The organism is Streptomyces sp. NPDC005423 (assembly GCF_040606415.1).
Classification (GTDB): Bacteria; Actinomycetota; Actinomycetes; order Streptomycetales; family Streptomycetaceae; genus Streptomyces.
Map to the genome: position 1 here is coordinate 152,392 of NZ_JBEXET010000011.1, position 24,611 is coordinate 177,002.

Below are 24,611 nucleotides of genomic sequence, written 5' to 3' on the forward strand. Positions count from 1 at the left end.
CCCACCGGCCCCCGCCCCTTGCACGGTCCCTCCCCTACCGGTACGGATGGCCCCGTGACCTCCTTCGCCCCGGACTCGATCGTCCTCAACCGCAAGCTGCCGCTCTGGTACCAGGTGTCGCAGTCCCTGCGCGCCTCGATACTCGGCCGCTCGCCCCGGGACCCGCTGCGGCTGCCCACCGAGGAACGACTGGCCGAGCACTACGGCGTGAGCGTCCTGACGATGCGGCAGGCGCTGAAGGAGCTGGAGGAGGAGGGGCTGATCAGCCGGCACCGGCGGCGCGGCACGTTCATCGAGCCCGATGTGCGCAGGGGCTCCCCCGTACGGCTGTTGGGCTCGGTGGACGCGATCGTGGCCCAGCAGTCCGGCATGACGGCCGAGCTGCTCGGCCACGGCAGCGCGCCGGTGCCGCCCGGACTCGCCGAGCACTTCCCGGATCTGGCCGAGGTGGCGACGTACCACCGGCTGCGCAGTGACGAGAAGACCGGCGAGCCCACCAACCACGCCCGCAACCACCTCCGTCCCGAACTGGCCGCCCGCGTCGACCTGGACGACCTGGTGCGCTGGCCGATGACGAAGGTGCTGCGGGACGTCGTGGGCGCGGACATCAGCCGCATCACGGACACCGTGGAGGCCCGGCTCGCCGACCCGGAGACCGCGCGACTGCTCCAAGTCCCCTTGCTGAGCCCGATCCTGCACTACACGGGCGTCACCTACGACGGCCGGGGCCGGGTGCTGGACGTGGCCGTCATCCACTACCGCGGCGACCGGTTCTCCTTCACGGTCACCCTCGACGCGGCCACCTGACACCGTCGTACGATGCCCAGCGTGACGCACGACGACGCGCCGCTCCTGGCGGACCTCATGCCGTGGTCCGTCGCACCGCCGCGGCCGGGCCGGGGGTGGCCGACGGCGCCGGACGAGGCGTCCCTGAAAGCCCGCTGGGATGCCCTCATGAAGGCCGAAGGCCCCGCCCGCGAGGCGCTGTTCGTGCCGACCCGCTCGCGCACGCTGCACTCGGCGGTCGGCCAGCTGCCGGGCGGCCCGAGCGGCACCGGCAGGCTGGCGCGCGCCGGCGGCCCCTGCCCCGAGCCCGTCCGGGTACTGGCCGCGCCCTTCGACGAACAGTGGCTCATCCCCGACCACCGCCTGATCGACGCGGCCCGCCCGGAGTTGTGGCGGGTGGCGGACGCACGGCAGATCTTCGCCGTGGAGACACCGGCTGCCCCGGGCGCCACCGGCCCGCTCCTCCTCGCCTCCGCGCTGCTGCCCCTGTTCCGCCCCGGCCGCGTCCGCCCCCTCTACCGCCGCCCCGGTGCCGCCGAACCGAACCTGGCGCCGGGCCTGTTGGCCCACCTGGCCACCCGGCTGGGCGGCTCACCGGAACCGGTGGACCTCCTCGCCTGGACGGTGGCGACCGTACGCCCCGGCCCGGCCGGGCTCGCCGTGCCGCTCACCGCCGACGCCGAACTCTGGGCGCGTGGCCTGGACTTGGGCCACCGCCTGCTCTGGCTGCTGCGCCGCGACGGCGACCGCCCCAGACTCCCCGGCGGCCGGCGCCCCTACGTCCGCGCTCCCCTGCCGCCCCGCCCGCTCACCGTCCTCTACGACCGTGACGAGGAGACCCTCCACCTCGACGAGGGCCGTGTCGCACCGGTCCCGCCCGAGGCGTGGGACTTCGAGGTGAGCGGAGTACGCGTCCTGGAAGGGTGGTTCGCGGCGCGGATGACGGAGGCGGAGCCCGGCACGCTGGCGGCGATCCGTCCGGCCGACTGGCCGCAGGCGTGGACGTCGGAGCTGCTGGAGCTGATCACCGTGCTGGCACTGCTGGCCGAACTCGGTCCGAGGCGGGCGGAGTTGACGGTCACCGCCCAGGTCACCGCGGCCGAGCTGCGCGGGGCGGGCGTCCTGCCGGTCCCGGACGCGGCGCGCCGGCCGGCCTCCGTCCTCGACCACCACGAGGAGGGCCCGGAAGGGCAGTTCGCGCTGCTGTAGTGCCGTGGCACCCGTGCCGGTCGGGGTCGAAGGCGTCCATGACACCCGGCCGGGCGCGGAGCCCGGCGCCCGGTGGGAGGGGGGCATTGCCTGCGCGCGGCTGAGAGACCTGACGGAACCGGCGGCCGGGGGTCGGTGGCGGACGGCGGTAACGCCGGCCGGGCCGCCGCGTGGACTGCTGTCCCCGTCAGCTTGCCGGGCGGCGGGGGCGAGGCTCGGACGGAGAGGTGCCCGCGCTCGGGGCGCACACCGTTGTGGTGCCGCGTGCCGTGGGAATGACGGACGGCGAGATCGCGGCACCGCGCCGGGACGGTGCGGCGGCCTGAGCGCGGGGTCCCGGGTAACTCCCCGGGAACGCCTGGGACTTGCTCAGCGTCCGCCGAACAGCGAACGGCGCAGCCTGCGCAGCGGCGCGAAGAGCTTGACCCGGCTCACTCGGGTTCCCCTGGCACTGCGTTCCTGCGTGGCGTCACGCGAGGTCAGCTCACGCATCAGCAACGTCGCCTCGGCCGTCTCGCGCTGCGGGACGGCGGGGCCGCCCAGCACCGAGAGATGACGGTCGAGGCGCGAACTGGTCGCGCTGCTACCGCACGTGATCGCAGGGACCCTTGCCCTGCTGCGCACTATCTGTTCCATGTCACTCCCCACCCGTACGAGTCCACCCGGCCCGGGCAGGCTAACCCTATCGTCCCATCCAGGCACGCGTGTATCGCGGTCACAGGATTAACCCTTCCCCGTAAGGGTGTTGACGACGCCTCTTCGATCACTCTCCGAATCCAACCGATTTCAGGGCGAGTTGGACAACGGGCTGGGTAGTGGGCTGCTCAGAGCCCCCGCCGGGCTCGACCGTCACGGCGAGTGACGTCGCCGCCTTGTCCAGTCCGGTCGCGACCAGGGGCGTGTCGCCCTTGAAAAGCCCGAGGGAGCGCGGTTGCACATGGGGGCGCATCAGCCACAGTTGATGCACTCGCCCGCTCGGCAGCGCTCCGTATCCGCTCAGGGTGACGACCGCGCGCCCCTCCGACGCGGAGGCGATCACCCCGATGTCCCGGCCCTGGCTGTCGGCCCCGGTGGTCGCGCGGGCGTCGGGAGCGGCGAGAACGTGGGCGATCTCACGCGCCTGGCTCCGCTCCGCGGCCAGGGTGTCCTGGGTCCGGTTGGCCTCCACCGCGAACAGGGAGGCGACGACGAGTGCGGCGGCGGCCGTCGCGGTGGCGAACGGCACGAACAGGGGGCGTCCCCGGGGCGTACGGGAGCGCGACGGCGGCGGCTGGGTGCCCCACACGTGTGCGGGCAGCCGCGGCGCGCGCTCCCGCTCCCGCGCCTGTTCCCGCGCCGGCCCGGGCTCCTGCGGAGTCGTCCGTACGGCGGCCAGCACCCGGTCGCGCAGGGCGGCCGGCGGCGGTGCGGCCGTCGACCAGGCGAGCCGCACCGCGTCCTCGCTCAGCGCCCGCACCTCGGCGCCGCAGCGGTCGCACTTCCTCAAGTGCCGCTCGAAGCGGCGTCGTTCGTCGGGTTCGAGCGCGTCCAGCGCGTAGGGCGCGGCCAGCGAGTGCGGGTCGTCGCTGCGCAGCAGCCGGTCCAGAATGCTCACGCGGCACTTCCCAGGCAGTCGCGCAGCCGGGTGAGTCCGTCACGCATACGGGTCTTGACCGTGCCGAGCGGCAGGGAGAGCCGCTCGGCCACCTCACGGTAGGTGTAGCCGTCGTAATAGGCGAGCGTGACGGACTGGCGCTGGAGGGCGGTGAGCCGGTCCAGGCAGCGGCGCACCCACTCGCGTTCGAGGCCGGCCTCGACCTCCTCGGTGACCTGGTCGAAGGCGGGGTGGTGCGCGCGCCGCGCCTCGCGCTGCTCGCGTTCGCCGGCCGCGCGGGCGCTGCGCACCCGGTCGACGGCCCGGCGGTGGGCGAGCGTCAGTACCCAGGAGAGGGCGCTGCCCCGGCCGGGGTCGAACCGGGCGGCGGAGCGCCAGAGTTCGAGCAGCACCTCCTGGGACACCTCCTCGGACTGCGCCGGGTCGCGCACCACCCGGCGCACCAGCCCGAACACCGGCCCGGACACCATCCCGTAGAGCTGCTCGAAGGCCTGCTGGTCGCCTCCGGCCACCTGCACCAGGAGTTCGTCAGCCTTCACCGCTCCCGCACTTTTCGACCGCACGCGGCCCGTCCCCTCGTCGCATCCCGTCACACGAGGCATGCGCACCAGGCGTGCCTCCGCATGGAGTTACGGATCAGCGGACACAAAACGCGGGTCAGAGGGCGGATTGGGGCGCACAAAAAAAGTTTTCAGGTTCGACCAATCCGCCCCCGCGCCGGCTCCGAATCTCCGTCCGTCAGGCAAGTTGGCACTGAGGACGGACGGCATGACACCTATCTCCAGGAGCGGTGCGGGACGCAGGAACCTCGCGGCCCTCATATGCGGTGCGCTGGCCGCCGGGGCGCTCGCAGCCGCCGGTGTGACCGCGCTGGAACCGGGAGTGGCCGCGGCCTCCTCCCACCGGGAGGCTCCCCTGATCTCGGGGACCCCGCAGTACGACAACACGGACCTGTACGCGTTCGTCAGTCCGGACAAGCCGGACACCACGACGATCGTGGCGAACTGGATCCCCTTCGAGGAGCCGGCCGGCGGCCCGAACTTCTACCAGTTCGCCGACGACGCCCAGTACGACCTGCACGTCGACAACAACGGTGACGCGCTGGACGACATCATCTTCCGCTACACCTTCAGCACCCAGACGAAGAACAAGAACACCTTCCTCTACAACACGGGCCCGGTCACCAGCCTGACCGACCCCGACCTCAACATCACGCAGTCGTACGACATCGACCTCATCAAGCTGAAGAAGGGCAAGGCGGTCTACAAGACCAAGGTCGCCGACGACATCCCGGTGGCCCCCTCGGACGTCGGCAAGGCGTCGATGCCGGACTACGCCAAGCTGCGCGCGCAGGCGGTCCACAAGACCGCGAATGGCGGCGCGACCTTCGCCGGCCAGGCCGACGACCCGTTCTTCGCCGACCTGCGCGTCTTCGACCTGCTGTACGGCGGCAACCTCAGCGAGGTCGGCAACGACACGCTCAAGGGCTACAACGTCAACACGGTCGCCCTCCAGGTGCCGAACGACCTGATCCGGCAGTCGGCGAGCCGTCCGACCGTCGGCATCTACTCGACGACCCAGCGCAAGAACGCGCAGGGCTACTACACGCAGGTCTCGCGCCTGGGCAACCCGCTGGTCAACGAGGTCGTCAACCCGCAGAAGGACAAGGACAAGTTCAACGCGTCCGCGCCCAAGGACGACGGGCAGTTCCTGAAGAACGTGACCAACCCCGAGCTGCCGAAGCTCATCGAGCAGATCTACAAGATCAAGGCGCCGAGCGAGCCGCGCAACGACCTCGTCGACGTGTTCCTCAAGGGCGTGAAGGGCCTCAACCAGGAGCAGCCGTACGTGACGCCGTCGGAGATGCTGCGCCTCAACACGTCGATCAAGCCGGCCGCCCACCCCAAGCGGCTCGGTGTCCTGGACGGCGACAACGCGGGCTTCCCCAACGGGCGCCGGCTCACCGACGACGTGATCGACTCCGCGCTCCAGGTCATGGAGGGTGAACTGGTCGGTTCCAAGAACGACTTGGGTGACGCGGTCGACAAGAACGACAAGGGCTTCGAGAAGTACTTCCCGTACGTGGCCGAGCCCACCTCCGGCTCGCGCGGCGCGCTCGCCAAGGGCACGACCAGCGGCTCCGACGTCAAGAACCAGCTGGGCGACGCGTTGCAGCCGGCGGGCTCCTCGGGCGGCACCGACAACATGATGCTGATCGTCGCGTCGGCGGCCTCGGGCGTGGCCGGAGTCCTGTTGATCGGCGCCGGCCTCGCGTGGTGGCGCCGCCGGACGCACCACCGCGCTTACTGATTCCCCCAGACCGGCGCGGCCCGCACACGCCCCCACGGTGCGGGCCGCGTCGCCCCTTTCAGGTGCAACTCCCTTGAGCAGTACGGCGATCGAGCCACCCCAGGCGATGGAGGAACCGGCATGACCCCGCGCAAGAACGACGACGTCCCGGCGGGCGACCCCGAGGAGACCCCACCGCTCCGGGAGCACGACGCCGCCTCCCACGCACCTGACACCGAACCCACCGACAACGCCGACAACTCTGACAAAGCCGATGGCGCCGACGTCACCACCGGCACCGACGGCGCCACGGCCGGGACCCACGAAACCCACGCAGCGCCGGACGCCACCGACGCCACCGACGCCACCGACGCCACCGACGCCACCGACGCCACCGACGAGGAACGCATCGCCGCCGTGCGTCGGGTCGCCGCTGCCGGGCGGCGCTGGCGGACGGTCCAACTCGTAGGTTGCGCGGCCATGTTGGCGGTGGCGATGACCGCGGGGGCCATCGCGTTCGGGGCGGCGCGCGGCGGTGGCGGCGCGGCGGTCGCCGCCTCCACCGGGGCCGTCTCGCCCGAGCTGCTGGCGAGCGGCAGCCTGGACGTGAGCATCGCCGCGCTCCAGGCACATCTGCGGGGCCAGCCCAAGGACCACGACGGCTGGGCAACGCTCGGCCTCGCCTATGTGGAGCAGGCCAGGACCAAGGGCGACCCGTCCCGGTACCCGCAGGCACAGGCCGCGTTGGGCCGGTCGCTGAAGATCGCGCCGGACAACGAACAGGCCCTCGCCGGAAGCGCCGCGCTCGCCGCCGCCCGGCACGAGTTCAAGGAAGCGCTCACCTACGCGGACCGGGTCCTGAAGCAGAACCCGTACAGCGAACGCGCCCTGTGCTCGCGTATCGACGCACTCGTCGAACTGGGGCGCTACTCCGACGCGTCGAAGGCCGCCGACCTCGCCGACACCCGCAAACCCGGCATCCCGGTCTTCACCCGGTACGCCTACGTCCATGAGCTGCGCGGCGACGTCACCACGGCCCGGCGCGTCCTGGCACGCGCCCTCTCCACCGCCACCTCCCCCGGGGACATCGCCTACGTGGCCGCCGCACTCGGTCAACTCGCCTGGAACCAGGGCGACTACAAGACCGCCCTCAACGACTACGGCCGCGCGCTGACCGCCGACGAGAACTACCTCCCCGCCCTGGAGGGCCGCGCCCGCGCCCAGGCGGCCCTGGGCGACCGCGCCGCGGCCCTCAAGGGCATGGAACTGGTCGTCTCCCGCTACCCGCTTCCCCAACCCCTGGTCGAGTTGGGCGAGTTGTACGAGAGCCGGGGCGCCGCCGGGGACAGGGCGAAGGCCGAGGACCAGTACGCCCTCGTCGACGCCTGGATCGCCCTCGCCCGCGCCAACGGCGTCAACGCCGACCTCGACACCGCGCTGGCCGCCGCCGACCACGGCGACGCGAAGTCGGCCCTGCGGGCGGCCCGCGCCGAGTGGGCCCGCCGGCACACCGTGCACACGGCGGACGCCCTCGCCTGGGCCCTGCACGTCAACGGCCTCGACCAGGAGGCCCTGCCCTACGCCCGACGGGCCACGGCCACCGGCTACCACAACGCTTCGTTCCTCTACCACCGCGGCACGATCGAACTCGCCACGGGCCACCGCGCCGACGGCCGAGCCCACCTGTCGGCGGCCTTGAAGCTGAACCCCGGCTTCTCGCCGCTGGGGGCGAGCAAGGCCCGCAGGGCGCTGGAGGCGGCCAAGTGAGCCTCCACCGCCGTCCGTTCACCCGAGCCGCCGCTCTCCTCGTGGCCGTCGGCGCCCTCCTGCTCGTCCCCGCGACGGCGGCGAGCGCCCACCCCCTCGGCAACTTCACCGTCAACCGCTACGACGGACTCGTCGTCGCCCCCGGCCAACTCCGCGTCCGTCATGTCGAGGACCTCGCCGAGATCCCGGCGACCCAGGCGAAGCCGGACATCCGGCGCCTGGGCATGGCCGAGTGGGCCCGGCAGCGCTGTGCCGAGGCCGCCCGGGGCAGCGAGGTCACCATCGACGGCCACACGGTCGCCCTGACCGCCGGCCGCGGCACCGCGCACCTGCGGCCCGGACAGGCCGGGCTCAACACCCTGCGGGTGGAGTGCGCTTCGACCGCTCCGCTCCCCAAGGGCCGTACCGCGACCGTGGGTTTTCACAGCGCGGGCGTCACCACCGGGCCCGGCTGGCGGGAGATCACCGCGCGCGGCGACCGCATGACGCTCACCGCCTCGGACGTACCGAAGTCCTCGGTGTCGCACGAACTCACCGTCTATCCCAAGCAGTTGCTCTCCTCCCCCGCCGACACCGCGACCGCCGCCCTGCGCGTCCGCCCCGGCGGCCCGGCTCTCGTCCAGGACGAGTCGGACGCACCCGGTGCCGCCGTGCTGCCACGTGGCGCCGACCGCTGGACACAGGCGCTGAACACCCTGGTGGCCCGCCACGACCTGACCGTCGGCTTCGCCGCCCTGGCCCTGCTGATCGCGGTCGCCCTCGGCGCGCTGCACGCGCTGGCTCCCGGCCACGGCAAGACCCTGATGGCCGCGACCGCCGCCGCGCGGGGCGGCCGGGCCCGGCTGAAGGACGTCCTGCCGCTGGCCGCCTCGGTCACCGTCACCCACACCCTGGGCGTGGTCGCCCTCGGCCTGCTGGTCACCGCGGGTTCCGCGGCGACCCCCTCGGTGATCGCCTGGCTCGGCCTCGCCAGCGGTGTCCTGGTGCTCTTCGCCGGCTCCAACCTCGTACGCCGGGCGTGGCTCAACCGCCCACGACCACAAGCGCGTTCACACGATCACGGCCACGACCACCATCACGGACACGGCCACGAGACCGTCGAGCGGGCACCCGAGCGCCCGCTCGTCCTGGTCGCCGCCCACGCCGAAGGTCCGTCCCCCCGAGCGGAACCCCACACCCACCACCCGCACCCGCACGACCACGACCACGACCACACACATGACCATGACCACGACCACGACCACCGTCACGCCGTGGAGCACACCCACGGCGGCTTCACGCACTCGCACTCCACCGCCCCGACCCTGCGCGGCACGCTCCTTCTCGGCTTCGCCGGGGGGCTCGTGCCCAGTCCGTCCGCGGTCGTCGTGCTGGTCGGGGCCGCCGCGCTGGGCCAGGCCTGGTTCGGTCTGCTGCTGGTCGTCGCGTACGGCGTGGGGCTGGCGCTCACGCTCACGGCGGCCGGATTCGCCGTCGTCAAGCTGGGTACGGGAATGAACCGGATGCTGGACCGGCGTCCGCGCTGGACCGTCCACCCCATGGCCGTCCTGGTCCGCCGGGCCGCCCCGCTGGGGTCAGCGCTCGTCGTCGTGGCCCTCGGGGCCGGTCTGGTACTCAAGGGGGCGGCATCCGCACTCGGCTGAGCTACGTTTGTGGAGAATGCGCCCGGCTGCGAACGGGGGGTACCCATGTCCGAAGAACCGGGCACTGACCGTGTGATCGCGGGCCGCTACCGGCTCCTGTCCCCGCTCGGCGAGGGGGGTATGGGCACCGTGTGGCGGGCCCGCGACGAGGTGCTGCACCGCGAGGTCGCCGTCAAGGAGGTGCGCGCGCCCGCCGGGCTGGCCTCCGGTGACGTCGAGCGGATGTACGCGCGGCTGGAGCGCGAGGCGTGGGCGGCGGCGCGGGTCGCCAACCGCAACGTCGTCACCGTGTACGACGTGGCGACCGACGGCGGCCGCCCGTGGATCGTCATGGAACTCGTCCGGGGTGTGTCCCTGGCCGATGTCCTGGACGCCGAGGGCCCGTTGAGCCCGCAGCGGGCCGCGTACGTCGGCGCCGAGGTGCTCGCCGCGCTGCGGGCCGCGCACGCCGCCGGGGTGCTGCACCGCGATGTGAAACCCGCCAACGTGCTGCTCTCCAACGACGACCGGGTCGTCCTCACCGACTTCGGCATCGCCACCGTCGAGGGAAGTTCCGCGCTCACGATGACCGGCGAGGTGATCGGTTCACCCGAATTCCTGGCGCCGGAACGGGCGTTGGGGCGCACCCCGGGTTTCGAGTCCGACCTGTGGTCCCTGGGCGTCCTGCTGTACGCGTCCGTGGAGGGCAACTCGCCCTTCCGGCAGAACACTCCGCTCAGCACCCTGCGCGCGATCGTCGACGAGGAGCTGCCCGCCCCGCGCCTGGCCGGTCCGCTGACCCCGGTCATCGTGGGGCTGCTGCGGAAGGACCCGGCGGAACGGCTCCCCGCCGAGCAGGCGGAACGGGACCTGCGGCTGGTCGCCGCCGGAGGCGACCCGCGCGCGGACCCCACCCGGACGGTGCCGTACGGAGCGGGGACCGCCCGCCTCCCCCAGAACGCCTACCGCCCGGACACCCACCCCCAGGGGGGCGGCTACGCGCAGGGGCAGCCGACGGCACCGACGACCGGGTCCGAGCCGCACGGCGGCCGGCGTACGGCCGTCGTGCTGGTCGCCGGGGTGGCCGCGCTCGCGCTGGCCATCGCCGGGCTGACGTACGCGCTGATGAACAGCGGCGGCGGGGACGGGAACCGGGCCGCGCACACCGCCACCAGTAGCAGCAGCGCCGACACGCGTGCGGGGGGCGGCGGTTCGCCGAGTGCGGAGAAGAGCGCCGAGCCGAGTGACAGTGCCTCCCCGAGTGCGAGCGGCAGCGCCTCGGCCTCCGCGTCGGCGCAGTCCGTGCACGCCACCGTGAGCGGCTCCGGTACCGACTACTCGGGTGCCTGTCCGCCGCCGGACGCGCAGGCCCCGGCGTTCACCGCGACGATCACGGTGGGACGGCTGCCTGCCGAGGTCTCCTACCGGTGGGTGACGAAGGACGGCATGCTCTCGGACGCCGGCTGGAAGACGCTCACGTTCCCGTCCGGGGGCGCCAGGTCCCAGCAGGACAAGGTGCGTCTGACGACGTATGCGAGCGGTGGGAAGGTCGAGAGCGAGATCAGTGTGGAGGTGCGCGGTCCGGTGCGGACGACGTCCAACTCGGTCCCGTTCTCGGTGAACTGCGAGGCGGAGACCCCGTCGGACGGGGCCTCCGCCTCGCCTTCGCCGTCGCAGTGAGGGGTCAGGCCACGCTGGTGAAGACGGGCAGATAGCCGCCCGAGTGGCCGGTGGCGGTGGGGTGGTACGACTCGCCGATGTCGAGCAGGTTGAGGCTGTGCAGCCAGGAGCTGCCGGAGCAGAGTTCGTGTCCGGTGAAGCCGGTGCGTACGTCGCCGAAGGTGAATCCGTGGTCGGCGGCGCGCTTGGCGATGGCGCTGTCCAGGTAGTCGGCCGCCCCGTTGATCGCGGAGCGCTTGGCCGCGGAGAGGCCGACGCAGACGGTGCCGAGCTGGTAGAAGCGGGGGTAGCCGAGCACTACCACGTGGGCGGCGGGGGCCTTGGCGCGGATCGCCGAGTAGACGGTGTCGAGGTTGCCGGGCAGCGTCGAGTCGACGTACGCCTTCGCGGTGGCGATGCGGGAGAGACAGGCGCTGTCGGACTGAAGGACACAGGTCGTCATGACGTCGGAGAAGCCGGCGTCGTTGCCGCCGACGGAGACCGAGACGAGGGCGGTGGACGAGGTGAGCGGGGTCAGTTGGCTCGCCAGAACATCACTCGTTCGGGCGCCGGAGCAAGCGGTGAAGTCGAACGTCGAGGGTGAGTGGGCGGCGGCCCACAGGTAGGGGTACGCCTTCGTGCTGCGGTCGCAGGAACCGCTGGAACCGATGTAGCTGCCGGCGCCGACCCCGGAGGAGTAGGAGTCGCCGAGGGCCACATAGCCGCCCGTCGCGGCGAGTTGGGACGCCTGCGCCGCGACCGCCCCGGTGAGGGCGAGCGCGGCGGCCAGGAGGAGCGAGGTCACGAATGCCGTGAATCGGAAACGTCTCATGGAACCTCCCTTAGCAGGATCTCTGCCACAACTGTCGTAGCAACTACGCGCATTGACGGGAAGTGCTCATGCCAAAAGTCGTCCTGGGGAACACATGTTCACGGGTACACCTGAAGCGGTACGACCGCCCTCGCCGTCTTGACGGCTCCCGCCCGGCCGGGCCACATTGAAGTCCGGCATCCGGCGCGTCAGGGGGCAAAGTCGCCCATGCAGACCTCACGAACCACCAGAGCTTCCACGGACGGCGCCGAGCGTGCGCGGTCAGGACCGGGGAGGGACCTGACACCACTGCTCGCGGGCGCGGCAGTCGCCGTGGGAGGGTTCGGTGCGGTGCTCGCGCTCATCGACTCGGGGTCGTTTCTGCGGGGCCCGTTCGCCCTGTTCTTTCTGTTCGCGTCGCCGGCGGCGGCAATCGCCGTGGCACTGCGTGGACTTGATCCCTTCGGCCGCTTTCTCACCTCGGTGGCGGGCGCGGTCGTCGTCGACATGCTGGTGGCCCAGGGAATGCTGGCGGCGCATCGCTGGTCGGTCGAGAGCGGAATCATCGCGGTCGCCGTGATCAGCGTCCTGATTCCGCTGCCGATTCTGGTGCGGCATATGCACCGGCGCACAACGGCTGACAAATTTCCGTAACGGTCAAACCAACAAAAACGTGAGGCCTCGTTCCAGGCCTTGCCATACAGGTTGATTCGTCAATACCGTCGTACATCTCACCCGCACTGGTCCATCATCGAGCGGCTCAAGGGGAGGGCTCAAGGACCGCGATGGCCCGGGGCGGGGCGCGGTTGGGGGGTGCCGTGCTCGGTGGCCGAACTGGTGGCCGGGCCGGGCCGCGCGGTCGGCTTCCGTCTTTTCCGGGGGCCGGTCAGCTTTGCCAGCTCACCATGCGTGCACGGGCATCCCATTCGCCGTGCCGTCCGTGAGAACCCCCCTTTCGAACCGGAGCACAAAGCCGGGCCGCCCAGGGGCGGGCGGCCCACCGGACGAGAGGGATCAGACTCGTGAGTTCCGTCATGCGCCCAGCCACATCGGGCCAAGATCCGTTGATGTCGACCGCATTCCGACCCATCTCCTCTCACCTGGCGATCACGCCACCGGTGAGCGTGGTCATTCCCGCCATGAACGAGGCGGAGAATCTTCCCTACGTCTTCAAGACACTTCCCGACTGGATACACGAAGTGGTTCTTGTGGACGGCAATTCCAGTGACGACACCGTCGAAGTGGCGCGCGGGCTCTGGCCCGGCGTGAAGGTCGTCGGACAGCGGGGCAAAGGCAAGGGGGATGCCCTGATCACCGGCTTCGAGGCGTGCAGCGGCGACATCATCGTGATGGTCGACGCGGACGGCTCGGCCGACGGCCACGAGATCGTCAGCTACGTCTCCGCCCTCGTTTCGGGCGCGGACTTCGCCAAAGGCTCCCGCTTCGCCAACGGCGGCGGCACCGACGACATGACCTTCATCCGCAAGCTCGGCAACTGGGCGCTCTGCACGGTCGTCAACCGCAAGTTCGGCGCCCGCTACACCGACCTCTGCTACGGGTACAACGCGTTCTGGCGGCACTGCCTCGACAAGATCGAACTCGACTGCACCGGCTTCGAGATCGAGACCCTGATCAACATCCGGGTGGTCAAGGCCGGCCTCAGAGTCCAGGAGATCCCCAGCCACGAGTACCTCCGCATCCACGGCACCAGCAATCTGCGCGCCGTGCGGGACGGGCTCCGGGTGCTCCGGGTCATCCTCAAGGAGCGCTCCAACCGGCGTGAGCTGCGCCGCCGTTCGCACTCCCCGATGCTCGACTCGGTGCGGGGAGAGGTGTCTTGAGCGGTCCCGACATCTCCGTCGTGATCTGCGTCTACACCGAGGACCGCTGGGAGGACATCCTCGCGGCGGTCTCCTCGGTGCGGGGCCAGTCCCGGCCCGCCCTGGAGACGCTCCTCGTCGTCGACCACAACCCCGCGCTGCTCGCCCGGCTCTCCGGGGAGTTCGAGGAGACCGGCGGGGTGCGGGTGCTCGCCAACGCGGGTCCCCGCGGCCTCTCCGCGGGCCGCAACACCGGCATCGCCGCCTCGCACGGCGCGGTCGTCGCCTTCCTCGACGACGACGCGGTCGCCGAGCGCGACTGGCTGCGCCGCTTCGCCGAGGCGTACACGGACCCCCGGGTGATGGCCGTCGGCGGCCGTACGGAGCCGATCTGGGCGTCGGGCCGGCGCCCCGCCTGGTTCCCCGAGGAGTTCGACTGGGTGGTGGGCTGCACCTACCGGGGCCTGCCCCCGGGCCGGGTCCGGGTCCGCAACGTCCTGGGCGGCAACGCCTCGTTCCGTCGTACGGCGTTCGAGGCGGCGGGCGGTTTCGCCACCGGGATCGGACGCGACGGCGACCGGCGCCCGCTGGGCTGCGAGGAGACGGAACTCTGCATCCGTCTCAGCCGCGCCAGACCGGAGGCGATCCTGCTCATCGACGACCGGGCGGTGATCCACCACCGGGTGCCGCGGGCCCGCGAGCACTTCCGGTACTTCCGCGCCCGTACCTACGCCGAGGGTCTGTCGAAGGCGCTGGTGGCACGAAGTGTCGGCGCGGGCAAGGGACTTGAGTCCGAACGCCGGTACACGGCCCGGGTGCTGCCCGCCGGGGTGGCGCGCGGGGTGCGGGACGCCGTGCTCGCCCGGCCGGGCGGTGCGGGGCGGGCCGGCGCGATCGTCGCCGGGGTGCTCACGGCGGCCGGCGGCTATGTGGTGGGCAGCGTCAACGCCCGCCGGGGTGGCGCCGCCTTCGCGGTGGCGCGGATCGAGGGAGGCGGCCGTGCCCGATGACGGACCCGTGCCGATCCTCATGTACCACTCGGTCGCCACGTCGCCGAACGACGCCACCCGCGCCCTGTCCGTCACACCGGAGGCGTTCGCGGAACAGATGGCGCTCCTCGCCGGTCTCGGCCGCACACCCGTCGACACGGCGGCGCTGGCGGCCCGTTGGCGGACCGGGAAGCCGCTGCCCGAGCGCCCGGTCCTGATCACCTTCGACGACGGCTACGAGGGTGTGCACCGGCACGCCCTGCCCGTGCTCGCCCAACACGGCTTCGCGGCCACGCTGTTCGTGTCGACGGGCTGGCTCCGGGGCGAACACGACACCGGGGGCGGCCTGGACACCATGCTCGACTGGGACCAGGTGCGCGAACTCGCGGGCGCGGGCGTCGAGATCGGCGGACACAGCCACACCCATCCGCAGCTCGACCAGCTCGACGACGACACCCTGCGGGCCGAGCTGGTCCGCTGCAAGGAGATCGTCACCGGTCAACTCGGCGCCGTACCCGCCTCGTTCGCGTACCCGTACGGCTACTCCAGCCGCCGGGTGCGCCGGGCGGTGCGGGAGGCCGGGTTCGCCCAGGCGCTCGCCGTCGGCAACGCACTCGCGCGCCGCCGGCAGGGACCGTACGCGCTGCGGCGGGTGACGGTGCGGTGCGGCACGGGGACCGAGGAGTTCGAGCGGCTCGTGGCGGGCCGCGCGATCGGCCGCGCCTTCGCCGGGGACCGCCTCCTCACCCAGGGGTACGCCGTGGTCCGCAGAGCCCGACAGGTCTGCCGGAAGGCGATCCGTTCCCGTGGCTGACACGACGACCACCACCCAGGCCGCACCACCCGCGACGGAGGCGTCCCGGCCGGCCGGGCGCCGGCTGCGCCTGCCCGGCCGTCGCAGACCGGCCCCCGGCGGCAGTCCGCTCTTCCGCAACGCCTACGCCCTGATGCTCAACACCGGTATCTCCGCGGTGCTCGGGCTCGGCTACTGGCTGATCGCCGCCCACTACTACTCCGCCTCCGCGGTCGGCCAGGGTTCGGCCGCGATCGCCGCGATGAAGTTCCTCGCCGGGCTCACCGCGGTCACCCTGACCGGTGCGCTGGCCCGCTTCATCCCCGTCGCCGGACGGGCCACCGGACGGCTCATCTTCCGTACCTACGCGGGCAGTTCGGTGCTCGTCGCGGTCGGGGCCGGGGTCTTCCTGCTGACGCTGGACGCGTGGGGACCGTCGTACCGCTTCCTGCACGGGCCGCTGCCCGCGGCCGGCTTCGTCGTCGCCGTCGTCGCCTGGAACCTGCTCACCCTCCAGGACGGGGTGCTGACCGGACTGCGCAGCGCGCCCTGGGTGCCGGTCGGCAACACCGTGTTCTCCGCGGTGAAGCTCGCCCTTCTCGTCGCGCTCGCCACGACGCTCGCCACGAGCGGTGTCTTCGCCGCCTGGGTCGCCGCGATCGCCACCTCCGTGGTGCCGCTGGGCTGGCTGGTCTTCCGGCGGCTGGTGCCCCGGCATGTGCGGGCGACCGAGGACCGGACCAGCCCGCCGACGCTGAAGGAGATCGGACGGTTCCTGGCCGGCGACTACACCGGCTCGCTCTTCTCGCTCGCCGTGGTCTACCTGGTCCCCGTGATCGTGGCCTCGCAGATCAGCTCCGTCGACAACGCGTACTTCTACATCGCCTCCACGACAGGCGGCACCGTCAACCTGCTCGCCATCAACATGGGCGCCTCCCTGACCGTCGAGGGCTCGCACGACCCGGCGCGGCTGGCCGCCAACACGCGGGCCGCGCTCCGGCGGATGGCACGGATCATGCTCCCGGTCTGCGGAGCGCTGTTCCTGGGGGCGCCGTTCATCCTGCGCGTCTTCGGCGCGGGCTACGCGCACGCCGCCACCCCGCTGCTGCGCTGCTACGCCGTCGGCGCGCTGCTGCGGGTCGTCACGGAGACGTACTTCGCGGTGCTGCGCGCCCAGAGCCGGACGGCCGGACTCGCCTGGATGCAGGGGCTGTTGTGCCTGCTCGTGCTCGGTCTGACGTTGCTGCTGCTGCCCCGCACGGGACTGACCGGCGCGGGCGTCGCGGAGATCTCCAGCCTCGCGGTGCTCGTGGCCATCGCCGCGCCCAGGCTGTACCGGACGCTCAGAACCGGACCGCCCGCCGAACTCCCGGCGGAGACGGCACCCGACGGGGACCTCGCCGACCTGGGGACGCGCGAGGTCCCCGTCGCGGCCCGCCGCCGCGGCCCCGCCTGGGCGCTCGACACCGACACGGTCGCCCTCGGTGTCCACCTCGACTTCGACCATGTGGAGCGCCGGCCCGACGTACGTCCGGGCCCCGGCACCCCGCCCGCCGGCATCCCCGTGGTGGCCGCCGGAACGGCCGCCGAAAACGAGCGGACCCGGGCGCTCGGAGTGCGACGGCCGGAGACCGTGCCGGATCAGGAACCGGAGGAGGCACCGGCACAGCCGCGGGAGAAGGAGGTGCCGGAGGCCGAAGTGCCGCCGCCCGGACGCCCGTTGCCGCTGTGTGAGCGGCTGAAGCCGACCCGGCCCGGAGTGGCGCTGGGCTGCCTGCTCGCCGCCGCGCTGCTGCTGTACTGGGTACCGGCGCTACGGCTCGGCGAGTCCGGCCTGGACCGGATGGGCGGGCTCGGGCTGGTCTCGGTCCTGCCGCCGGCGACGCTCGCCGGGGCGGCGCTGCTGATCGTGGTGTTCGCCGCGCTGCTCCGGCCGGCCCGCGAGCACCGGGCGCTGCTGCTGGTCACGCTGGTCGCGACGGTGGTGTCCCTGCACGCGCTGCCCGCGGTGATCGAACCCGAGCCGCGCTTCCCGACGGCCTGGCAGCATCTCGGGTTCATCGACTACATCGACCGCACCGGTTCGGCCGTACCCGACCTGGACGCGCGCTGGAGCTGGCCCGGCTTCTTCGCGGTGGCCGCGTTCGCCGGCCGGGCGTGCGGGGTCACCGACTGGACCGAGGTGATCCGCTGGTGGCCCACCGCCATCCAACTCGCTTACCTGGCCCCGATGTTCCTGCTCGTCCGGTCGCTGCGGGCGAGCTGGCGCGCCAAGTGGGCGGGGATCTGGGTCTTCGTGCTCAGCGGCTGGGTGGGCCAGGACTACTTCTCGCCGCAGGGCTTCACCTACCTCCTCTATCTGGTGTTCGTGGCGGTGCTGCTGGTCTGGTTCCGGGCGCCCCGGATGCTCTGGGCGAGGACCCGGCCCGGCGAGGCGGAGGCCGAACCGCTCGACCGGCGGCAACGGACCGTGCTGCTCATGGTCGTGGCCGGGCTGTTCACGGCGACCGTACCGGCCCATCAGCTCACGCCGTTCGTGATGCTCGGCGTGGTGACGGCGCTGGTCCTGCTCGGCCGCTGTGAACTGCGCGGTCTGCCCGTCCTGTTCGGCGTGCTGGTCGTGGTCTGGCTCGGCTGGCCGGCGGAGCCGTACTGGTCCGGGCACTTCAACGACCTCTTCGGCGGGGTCGGGGGCGTCGGCAGCAATGTCTCCACCTCCGTCTCCGGCCGTATCCAGGGCGGCAGTCCGGCGCACAAGCTGGTCCTCTACACCCGTGTCCTGCTGGCCGCCGGCATCATGGCCGCCGCCTGCTGGGGCTGGTGGCGCCGACGCGTCCACCGCTACCGCGAGCGCTCCCTGCCGGTCCTCACCTTCGTCCCGTTCCTGGGCTTCGGCATGCAGTCGTACGGCGGCGAAATGGCCCTGCGGGTCTTCATGTTCGCCGTTCCGGGCGCTGCCCTGCTCGCCGGTCTCGCCCTCTTCCCGCGCACCGGCACCACCGCCGCGGAGCGCGACACGGGCCGGCGGAACCTCGCCGCCCCGGCCGCGCTGCTCGCCGGGCTGCTGCTCATGGGCGGCTTCCTGGTGGCCCGTTGGGGCAACGAGCCGTTCGAGCGGGTCCGACCGGGCGAGGTCACGGCCATGGACTACGTGTACGCCCACGACAGACCGACCGTGCGGCTGCTCTGGCTGAGCGACGACACGGTCAACGACGTGACGCCCGCGCTGCCGTGGGGTGCGAAGGACATGGAGCGGGTCGACTACGTGCCGACCCTGGCACCGGTGGACCCGGTGCTGATGTCCGGTCTGCTCAGGGCGCTCGGGGACGCGGGCCCGAACTCGTATCTGATGCTCGACCGGAGTCAGGCCGTCGCGCTCCGGTCGGACGCGGGCTACCCGGCGGGCTGGGAGTCCCGGCTGATCCGGAGCCTCGACGGGCGGCGGGAGTTGAGGAAGGTCCTCGTCAACGACGACGTGACGATGTACGCGCTGCGGACCCCGCCGGCCGGCCCGGTGCCCGGGCCGGAGCCGGGGCCCGTCGGACCGCGGATCACCTGGACGCCGTGGTCGGTGGTCGGCGCGCTGGCCGCCCTCGCGCTGGTCCTGGTGCTGACGGCCCGCGAGGTGGTCCGGGTGGCGGTGCGGCCCGGTGTGCGACAACTGCGGTGGATGCAGGGCAGCTTCTGGTTCTCGCTGCCGCTGCTGGCGGTGGTGCTGGCCGCGCTGGCGCAACGGTTCCTGACGCTGAAGTAGCGGCTCCGCCACCCCCGGCCGTCAACCGGACGGCCGGGTGAGCCACTTGACGCCGTAGGCGGGCATGCCGAACCGTCTGCCGTCGATCCGCGCGGTGATCGGCCGGTCCAGGGTGTTGACCACGAGGACCGTCCTGGCGGTGGCGAGGACCCGGACGCCGGGCACGTCGTCCGCCGCGACCGGCACGTGCACGAAGGCGCTGCCCGACCCGAACGCGGCGTCGAACCGGGAGATCAGCCCGTACAGGGGCAGTTGACGTCCGCCGTCCGGTCCGTCGGTCGGGGTCCACAGACAGCCGGGGCAGGTTGTGCCCTTCGCGGGCTCCGGGTTCCAGTAGAAGGCGGAGCCGGTGCCCCCGTCGGCCAGGGCGATCAGACCGGCGGCCTGGACGGCGACGCGGTGGGCCTCGGTCCAGCCCGTGCGGTGGCCGCCGGCGCCGGCGGGTTCGACGTAGTACTCGGCCCACCAGAGCGGGAGGTCGCGGGTCCGCCGTCGCACCCACTCGCTCACGGCGGTGAGTTTGGCGGTGGCGCCGAACTCGTCGGGCAGCAGCTCGTCGTCGTTGGTGTAGCTGGAGCCGTCGACGACCACGAAGTCGGCGCCCGCCTTGTGGGTGTTCCAGTAGTCGAAGGCGTCGACGACCCGCTGGTCCATCGCGCCCCAGGGCCCCTTGAAGGTGGCGGAGGCGTTCGGGTCGCGCGGGTCGAGGCTGTCCATGACGAGATACGGGCCGCCCACCATGATCTTCGGGTTGACCTTCTTCAGCGCCTGGTGGACCAGGTTGTAGAGCCGGGTGTAGCCCTCGTAGTCCCAGCGCTGTTCCACCTCGTTCCAGAAGCCCTTGAACTCGTTCCAGACCATGAAGTGGGTGACGTCCGGGTAGCGTTCGGCGACGGTCGCGGCGAGCGCGGCGAAGTCCGCGTAGTGGTCGGGGCGGGGGGCCGTCTCCAGCGCCTGCCGGCTCCAGTCGGTGTTGCCCGCGCCGGACCTGCCGCCCTTCATCCAGTCCGGCGAACAGCACAGCGTGATGACGGGGGTGGCGCCCGACCGGCGCACGAGGTCGATCCGGCGGTCCAGGGCGCCGAAGTCGTAACGGCCCCTCACCGGCTCGGGGTTGTCGGCGCCCCACCCCATGATCGCCTGGTTCTGCGGCAGCGGTCGCGCGGCGAGCAGCTTTCCGACCCGCTCGGTGGCGGCGTCGCTGCCCTCGTCGGCGCTGTACTGGGTGTGGGTGAAACCCCAGCCCACCTCCGGCCGGTCCGCGTCGCGCGGGGCCGCCGGTGTGCCGTGCGCCTTGCCGCCGTCGCGCGAGGTGCCCTCGGTGCCCGGGCTTCTCCCCGGCGGGGAGTTGAGCAGGGTGACCACCAGGGCGAGGGTCACCGCGGCCACCCCGAGCAGCGCGGTGAGCCGCCACCGCGGTGCCCCCGATCTCCACCCCTGACGTCCCATCAGGGGCAACCCTAACGTCGGGGCGGGGCGGCGGGGCAGGTCCGCGCACGCACGGGCCTGTAACGGGGCAGCCCTGGGGAGTCGGGGACCCGGAGGGGGACGTAGAAGGGACGTAGAGGGCGCCTAGAGCGGACGCGGAGGGCACGTAGAGCGGACGTGGCGGGGACCTGGCGCGGGTACAACGGGTGGACGGGACCGAGCGGACGCCCGAGGGACGCGGTGTGGAAAGCGGGTGCACGGGGCGCCCGGGTGGCGGATCATGGGCGCATGTCTGCGAACCCACACGACGCTCTGCCGATCCGGCTCAACGTCGACGACTCCGACTCCCCGTCCGATGTCGTCGACGCGCTGTTCCTCGGCCGCTTCGCGACGGGCGAGCAACCGTACTCGCACGCGGCGAACATCGACCGGGTCCGGTCCGGGGTGACGCTGCTGCCGTCGGACGCCCGGGTGCTGCGGGTCGCCCGCGACGACGACCGCAGCGCGACCCTCGCCGAGGGCGACGGCTGGACCCTGCTGGTCTCCCGCTGGAACCGGGGCGCCGACGTCACCGTGACGGCGACCAGCGCCGAGCTCGCCTCGAAGGTCCTCGACCAGGCGACCGACGGCGCGGCCGACGAACCCGAACCCCAGCCGGAGAACGTGACGATGGGGTTCTGGTACGTCTCACCGCGACGCGGTCCGCACCGCACCACCCGGCAGATCTCCGCGGGCACGTGGGAGGACGTGCGCCCCAACTACACGGCGCCGGTGGCGGAGGCGATGGACCGCCTGATGAAGACGGGGCCGGAGGACATCGCGGGCCGGCTGCTGCTGCTGCACGGGCCGCCCGGCACCGGCAAGACCTCGGCGCTGCGCACGCTGGCGCGGTCCTGGCGGGACTGGTGCCAGGTGGACTGCGTCCTGGACCCGGAGCGGCTCTTCAACGACGTCGGCTATCTGATGGACATCGCGATCGGCGAGGACGACTCGACGGGCAAGGGGCGCTGGCGGCTGCTGCTGCTGGAGGACTGCGACGAACTGATCCGGGGCGAGGCGAAGCACACCGCGGGGCAGGCCCTGTCCCGGCTGCTCAACCTGACCGACGGTCTGCTCGGCCAGGGGCGCAACGTGCTCGTCGGCGTCACCACCAACGAGGACCTGGAGCGGCTGCACCCGGCCGTCGTCCGCCCCGGCCGCTGTCTGGCCCGTATCGAGGTCGGCCCGCTCACCCACACCGAGGCCGTCGGCTGGCTCGGCACGGAGGAGGGCGTGGGCCGCGAGGGCGCGACCCTGGCGGAGCTGTACGCCCTGCGCCGGGGGACGTCACCGACCTCGGTGCCGGGAGCGCGGGAAGACGCCGACGCGGGGCTCTATCTGTAGGTCCGCGGAGCTGTTGACGGACTGCCGCCCGGTCCGGACGGACAGGCCTCAGCCCGCGTAGGCCGCCCGCAGGGCGTCGCGTACGGCGGCCGTCGCGTCGGCCTCCGTGAGGCCGAGCCGGCGGGCCCGGTCGGCGTAGGCGCGGGCGGCCGTCGCGGCCTCCCGCTCGGCGGCCGATCCCGCCGCCGCCACGAACGTCCCGTTGCGGCCCCGTGTCTCGATCACGCCGTCCGTCTCCAGGGCCCGGTACGCCTTGGCGACGGTGTTGGCGGCGAGCCCGAGCGACTCGGCCAGCCCTCGTACGGTGGGCAGCTTGTAGCCGACCGGCAGCGCTCCCGACCGGGCCTGTTCCGAGATCCGGGCCCGGATCTGCTCGTAGGGCGCGGCGCTGTCGTCGATGCGGATCTTCAGGGTCACGGGCCGATTCTCCCGCACCCGCCGTGCGGCGCGGGGAGCCACCCCCGCCGAAAATGAGAGGCACGGCGCCCGGCACCGCCGTAGCGTGCCCGTCCATGACGGTGATCGTCCGTGACCTGCGACCCGATGTCCCGGCGGACCTGGACGGCTTCGTCCGGGTCCGCCGACACGCCCTCCCCTACGTCCTGTTCACCCCCGAGTCGATCGCCCACGAGCTCTCCCACGCGCACCCGGAGGCGGCCCTGCGCAGGCTCGTCGCGGAGGAGGACGGCGAGATCATCGGGACCGCGCAGGTGAGCATCGCCCATGACGGCGCGGAGCCCGGGCAGGGCGTCCTCAACGTGTACGTGCGTCCGGGACGGACCCGCCGGGGCGCCGGGGGCGCGCTGGTCCGGGTCGCGGAGGAGCACCTGGCCCTCCGCGGGGCGAGCAGGCTCTACTCCTGGGTCCTGGACGAGCCGGGCAACCGCGCCTTCGCCGAACGGTTCGGCTACCGGGCCGCCCGCTCCGCCCACTTCCTCCGGCTGGACCTGGCGCACGCCGTCCTGCCCCCGCTCCAGGCCCCGCCGCCGGGTGTCGAGGTACGCCCCGGCTCGGACTTCTCCGCCGACCCGCGCCCCCTGTTCGAGCTGGACGCCGAGGTGACCCTGGACGAACCCGGCGACCTGGACACGGAGTTCACGGAGTACGAGGCCTGGCTCGACGACACCTGGCACCACCCCCTGTTCAGTCCCGGGCTGACCTCGGTCGTCCTGGTCGACGGGCGCCCCGCCGCGTTCAGCGCCGCCCGCACGGACCACGGCACCTCCTACGGCACGGTCATGACGGGCACCGCCCGCGCGTACCGCGGCCGGGGTCTCGCCAAGCTCGCCAAGAACGACTCCCTGCACCGCGCCCGCGCCGCCGGACACACCGAGGCGTTGACGGGCAACGACACCGGCAACGGGCCGATGCTCGCGATCAACAAGTGGTTCGGCTACGAGATCTGCGCCACGGAGGTACGTCATGTCCGCGAACTCGGTTGATCCCGCACGGTACTTGGACGTCGTCCTCGTCAAGGCGGGCCGTACGAAGATCCGTTACGCGGCGGAGCTGCTCGCCGACGACGGCACCCGGCTCACCGTCCGCGCCCCCTGGGCCGGTGCGGGGGTGCGCGACTTCGGCTTCGTGCGCTTCGTCGCCGGTGACGTCTTCACCGAGTACTACTGGCGGGACCGCTGGTACTCGGTGAAGGAGGTCCGGGACGCCACCGGCGCCCTGAAGGGCTGGTACTGCGACATCACCCGCCCCGCCACGCTGTCCGGTGCCGAACTCGTCGTCGAGGACCTGGATCTGGACCTCTGGCGGTCCGCCGACGGCAGGGACGTACGGCGGCTAGACGAGGACGAGTTCGCGGAGAGCGGGCTGGCCACGGCGGACCCCGGCGCGGCGGCGGCCGCCGTGGCCGCGCTCGACACCCTGGAGGGGCTGGCGCGGGAGGGCGGCTTCGACGCGCTGCTGGAGTGACGGCGGCCGGACGCGGTCAGAGGACGGTGGCCACCACCGCGTAGCGCTCGTCGTCGACCTGCTTGCCCCACAGCAGGGCCTGGTCCGACAGCGGCTCCACCCGCACCCGCTCGGCGAGGGGGGCCAGCAGATCGGTGAGCCGGCCGGCCGGGATGCCGACCGGATCGACCGTGCCCCAGACCCCTTCGACCAGCACGAGCCGGCCGCCCGGGCGCAGCAGGCCCCGCCAGTCGCGCAGCGCGCGGGCGGGGTCGGGGAGCGTCCACAGCAGATGCCGTACGAGCACGGTGTCGAAGCGCTGTTCGCCCACCGGCGGTGTGGTCGCGTCGCCGACGAGGAAGACCGCGTCCCGGCCGGCCGACTTCGCCCGGGCGCGGTCCACCATCGCCGGGGACAGGTCGACTCCGGTCACCCGGTGCCCCTGCTCGGAGGCGAGGAGCGCCAGGCTGCCGGTGCCGCAGCCGAGGTCCAGGAGGTCGCAGGGCGCGCCGGGCAGCCAGGAGCGCAGCCGGTCCGCCCAGGCCCGGCGCACCTCCGGGTCGCGCAGACCGTGGTCCGGCTCCTCGTCGAAGGCGACGGCCTCGACGTCCCAGTCGACCCCGGACGGGCGTCCCTCAGCACTGTCGTTCGTCATGGGCACCAGGGTGGCACCCGCCGGGGCGGCCCGGCGTCCGGGCCGCCCCGGAGTCGCTACCTGATCCCCGTCTGAGGACTCCCTTAACGCGGCCATAAGGATCTCCCCATCCCGTCTCCCGCAGGAGATTTCGCGGTTCTCCGGGGCTAG

Annotated in this window: 21 protein-coding genes and 1 pseudogene; 15 read left to right on the forward strand and 7 right to left on the reverse strand. The window is 72.6% G+C overall.

Annotated features, from left to right (window positions below; translation table 11 throughout):
* Window positions 1-54 precede the first annotated feature (54 nt).
* From ABZT12_RS15320 to ABZT12_RS15330, 3 genes and pseudogenes are all read left to right on the forward strand, one after another.
* On the forward strand, window positions 55-807 hold the full coding sequence (locus tag ABZT12_RS15320) for a GntR family transcriptional regulator (RefSeq protein WP_356383203.1): 753 nt from the start codon (window positions 55-57) through the stop codon (window positions 805-807).
* A gap of 12 nt (window positions 808-819) precedes the next feature.
* On the forward strand, window positions 820-1,995 hold the full coding sequence (locus ABZT12_RS15325; protein ID WP_356383206.1) for a type ISP restriction/modification enzyme: 1,176 nt from the start codon (window positions 820-822) through the stop codon (window positions 1,993-1,995).
* A 67-nt stretch (window positions 1,996-2,062) separates the two neighbouring features.
* Window positions 2,063-2,321 (forward strand): annotated as a pseudogene (locus ABZT12_RS15330) (CoA transferase); the annotation flags it as partial.
* A 43-nt stretch (window positions 2,322-2,364) separates the two neighbouring features.
* Here the strand turns inward: ABZT12_RS15330 and ABZT12_RS15335 are convergent.
* The 3 genes from ABZT12_RS15335 to ABZT12_RS15345 form a co-directional block, all read right to left on the reverse strand.
* Window positions 2,365-2,631: a hypothetical protein gene (locus tag ABZT12_RS15335; RefSeq protein ID WP_356383209.1), complete on the reverse strand. Its 267-nt coding sequence runs from the start codon at window positions 2,629-2,631 to the stop codon at window positions 2,365-2,367.
* A 127-nt stretch (window positions 2,632-2,758) separates the two neighbouring features.
* Window positions 2,759-3,589: an anti-sigma factor gene (locus ABZT12_RS15340; protein ID WP_356383212.1), complete on the reverse strand. Its 831-nt coding sequence runs from the start codon at window positions 3,587-3,589 to the stop codon at window positions 2,759-2,761.
* Window positions 3,586-4,191, reverse strand: coding sequence for a sigma-70 family RNA polymerase sigma factor (locus tag ABZT12_RS15345; protein WP_356383215.1), 606 nt, complete (start codon window positions 4,189-4,191; stop codon window positions 3,586-3,588). The genes ABZT12_RS15340 and ABZT12_RS15345 overlap by 4 nt, the downstream gene beginning before the upstream one ends.
* Before the next feature lie 166 nt (window positions 4,192-4,357).
* Between ABZT12_RS15345 and ABZT12_RS15350 the strand changes: the two genes are divergently transcribed.
* From ABZT12_RS15350 to ABZT12_RS15365, 4 genes are all read left to right on the forward strand, one after another.
* Complete coding sequence (locus tag ABZT12_RS15350; RefSeq protein WP_356383218.1) at window positions 4,358-5,899, forward strand: DUF4331 family protein; 1,542 nt, start codon at window positions 4,358-4,360, stop codon at window positions 5,897-5,899.
* Window positions 5,900-6,019: 120 nt separating this feature from the next.
* Window positions 6,020-7,645 carry a hypothetical protein gene (locus tag ABZT12_RS15355; RefSeq protein WP_356383221.1) on the forward strand — a complete coding sequence of 542 codons (1,626 nt, stop codon included), beginning with the start codon at window positions 6,020-6,022 and terminating at the stop codon, window positions 7,643-7,645.
* Window positions 7,642-9,288 (forward strand): sulfite exporter TauE/SafE family protein, encoded by a 1,647-nt coding sequence (locus ABZT12_RS15360; protein ID WP_356383224.1) that lies wholly within the window; start codon window positions 7,642-7,644, stop codon window positions 9,286-9,288. Before ABZT12_RS15355 ends, ABZT12_RS15360 begins: the two co-directional genes overlap by 4 nt.
* A gap of 45 nt (window positions 9,289-9,333) precedes the next feature.
* Window positions 9,334-10,947: a serine/threonine-protein kinase gene (locus tag ABZT12_RS15365; protein ID WP_356383226.1), complete on the forward strand. Its 1,614-nt coding sequence runs from the start codon at window positions 9,334-9,336 to the stop codon at window positions 10,945-10,947.
* A gap of 4 nt (window positions 10,948-10,951) precedes the next feature.
* Here ABZT12_RS15365 and ABZT12_RS15370 read toward each other — a convergent pair whose 3' ends face one another.
* Window positions 10,952-11,758, reverse strand: coding sequence for an SGNH/GDSL hydrolase family protein (locus tag ABZT12_RS15370; RefSeq protein WP_356383229.1), 807 nt, complete (start codon window positions 11,756-11,758; stop codon window positions 10,952-10,954).
* Between the two features lie 330 nt (window positions 11,759-12,088).
* Here ABZT12_RS15370 and ABZT12_RS15375 point away from each other — a divergent pair, with 330 nt between their 5' ends.
* The 5 genes from ABZT12_RS15375 (at window position 12,089) to ABZT12_RS15395 (ending at window position 19,093) form a co-directional block, all read left to right on the forward strand.
* Window positions 12,089-12,391 (forward strand): hypothetical protein, encoded by a 303-nt coding sequence (locus ABZT12_RS15375; protein WP_356383232.1) that lies wholly within the window; start codon window positions 12,089-12,091, stop codon window positions 12,389-12,391.
* 368 nt (window positions 12,392-12,759) lie between these two features.
* Complete coding sequence (locus ABZT12_RS15380) at window positions 12,760-13,578, forward strand: glycosyltransferase family 2 protein (protein ID WP_356383235.1); 819 nt, start codon at window positions 12,760-12,762, stop codon at window positions 13,576-13,578.
* The gene (locus ABZT12_RS15385) at window positions 13,575-14,567 is read left to right on the forward strand and encodes a glycosyltransferase family 2 protein (RefSeq protein ID WP_356383237.1); all 993 of its coding nucleotides are present in this window, start codon (window positions 13,575-13,577) and stop codon (window positions 14,565-14,567) included. The genes ABZT12_RS15380 and ABZT12_RS15385 overlap by 4 nt, the downstream gene beginning before the upstream one ends.
* A 19-nt stretch (window positions 14,568-14,586) precedes the next feature.
* Window positions 14,587-15,360, forward strand: coding sequence for a polysaccharide deacetylase family protein (locus ABZT12_RS15390; protein WP_356383283.1), 774 nt, complete (start codon window positions 14,587-14,589; stop codon window positions 15,358-15,360).
* Complete coding sequence (locus ABZT12_RS15395; protein ID WP_356383239.1) at window positions 15,353-19,093, forward strand: lipopolysaccharide biosynthesis protein; 3,741 nt, start codon at window positions 15,353-15,355, stop codon at window positions 19,091-19,093. Before ABZT12_RS15390 ends, ABZT12_RS15395 begins: the two co-directional genes overlap by 8 nt.
* Before the next feature lie 21 nt (window positions 19,094-19,114).
* Here the strand turns inward: ABZT12_RS15395 and ABZT12_RS15400 are convergent, their stop codons facing one another.
* Complete coding sequence (locus ABZT12_RS15400) at window positions 19,115-20,542, reverse strand: xylan 1,4-beta-xylosidase (protein ID WP_356383242.1); 1,428 nt, start codon at window positions 20,540-20,542, stop codon at window positions 19,115-19,117.
* A 267-nt stretch (window positions 20,543-20,809) separates the two neighbouring features.
* Here ABZT12_RS15400 and ABZT12_RS15405 point away from each other — a divergent pair, with 267 nt between their 5' ends.
* Complete coding sequence (locus tag ABZT12_RS15405; protein ID WP_356383245.1) at window positions 20,810-21,904, forward strand: DUF5925 domain-containing protein; 1,095 nt, start codon at window positions 20,810-20,812, stop codon at window positions 21,902-21,904.
* Between the two features lie 48 nt (window positions 21,905-21,952).
* On the opposite strand, the gene ABZT12_RS15410 is transcribed toward ABZT12_RS15405, so the two are convergent.
* Window positions 21,953-22,321, reverse strand: a complete 369-nt coding sequence (locus tag ABZT12_RS15410; RefSeq protein ID WP_356383248.1) for a GntR family transcriptional regulator — start codon at window positions 22,319-22,321, stop codon at window positions 21,953-21,955.
* Window positions 22,322-22,416: 95 nt separating this feature from the next.
* On the opposite strand from ABZT12_RS15410, the gene ABZT12_RS15415 reads away from it, so the two are divergent.
* Entirely contained in the window at window positions 22,417-23,346 is a 930-nt protein-coding gene (locus ABZT12_RS15415) for a GNAT family N-acetyltransferase (RefSeq protein ID WP_356383251.1), read from the forward strand.
* Entirely contained in the window at window positions 23,327-23,827 is a 501-nt protein-coding gene (locus ABZT12_RS15420) for a DUF402 domain-containing protein (RefSeq protein ID WP_356383254.1), read from the forward strand. Before ABZT12_RS15415 ends, ABZT12_RS15420 begins: the two co-directional genes overlap by 20 nt.
* A gap of 16 nt (window positions 23,828-23,843) precedes the next feature.
* Here the strand turns inward: ABZT12_RS15420 and ABZT12_RS15425 are convergent, their stop codons facing one another.
* A complete protein-coding gene (locus ABZT12_RS15425; protein ID WP_356383257.1) occupies window positions 23,844-24,461 on the reverse strand; it encodes a class I SAM-dependent methyltransferase in 618 nt (205 codons plus the stop codon).
* Window positions 24,462-24,611 lie beyond the last annotated feature (150 nt).

Excerpts from the sequence above, each read along its gene's own strand:
- ABZT12_RS15400 (WP_356383242.1), bottom strand. The coding sequence starts at position 20,542 with ATGGGACGTCAGGGGTGGAGATCGGGGGCACCGCGGTGGCGGCTCACC.
- ABZT12_RS15415 (WP_356383251.1), top strand. The coding sequence starts at position 22,417 with ATGACGGTGATCGTCCGTGACCTGCGACCCGATGTCCCGGCGGACCTG.
- ABZT12_RS15370 (WP_356383229.1), bottom strand. The coding sequence starts at position 11,758 with ATGAGACGTTTCCGATTCACGGCATTCGTGACCTCGCTCCTCCTGGCC.
- ABZT12_RS15335 (WP_356383209.1), bottom strand. The coding sequence starts at position 2,631 with ATGGAACAGATAGTGCGCAGCAGGGCAAGGGTCCCTGCGATCACGTGC.
- ABZT12_RS15355 (WP_356383221.1), top strand. The coding sequence starts at position 6,020 with ATGACCCCGCGCAAGAACGACGACGTCCCGGCGGGCGACCCCGAGGAG.
- ABZT12_RS15420 (WP_356383254.1), top strand. The coding sequence starts at position 23,327 with ATGTCCGCGAACTCGGTTGATCCCGCACGGTACTTGGACGTCGTCCTC.
- ABZT12_RS15405 (WP_356383245.1), top strand. The coding sequence starts at position 20,810 with ATGTCTGCGAACCCACACGACGCTCTGCCGATCCGGCTCAACGTCGAC.
- ABZT12_RS15325 (WP_356383206.1), top strand. The coding sequence starts at position 820 with ATGCCCAGCGTGACGCACGACGACGCGCCGCTCCTGGCGGACCTCATG.
- ABZT12_RS15425 (WP_356383257.1), bottom strand. The coding sequence starts at position 24,461 with ATGACGAACGACAGTGCTGAGGGACGCCCGTCCGGGGTCGACTGGGAC.
- ABZT12_RS15345 (WP_356383215.1), bottom strand. The coding sequence starts at position 4,191 with ATGCCTCGTGTGACGGGATGCGACGAGGGGACGGGCCGCGTGCGGTCG.
- ABZT12_RS15365 (WP_356383226.1), top strand. The coding sequence starts at position 9,334 with ATGTCCGAAGAACCGGGCACTGACCGTGTGATCGCGGGCCGCTACCGG.
- ABZT12_RS15350 (WP_356383218.1), top strand. The coding sequence starts at position 4,358 with ATGACACCTATCTCCAGGAGCGGTGCGGGACGCAGGAACCTCGCGGCC.
- ABZT12_RS15390 (WP_356383283.1), top strand. The coding sequence starts at position 14,587 with ATGTACCACTCGGTCGCCACGTCGCCGAACGACGCCACCCGCGCCCTG.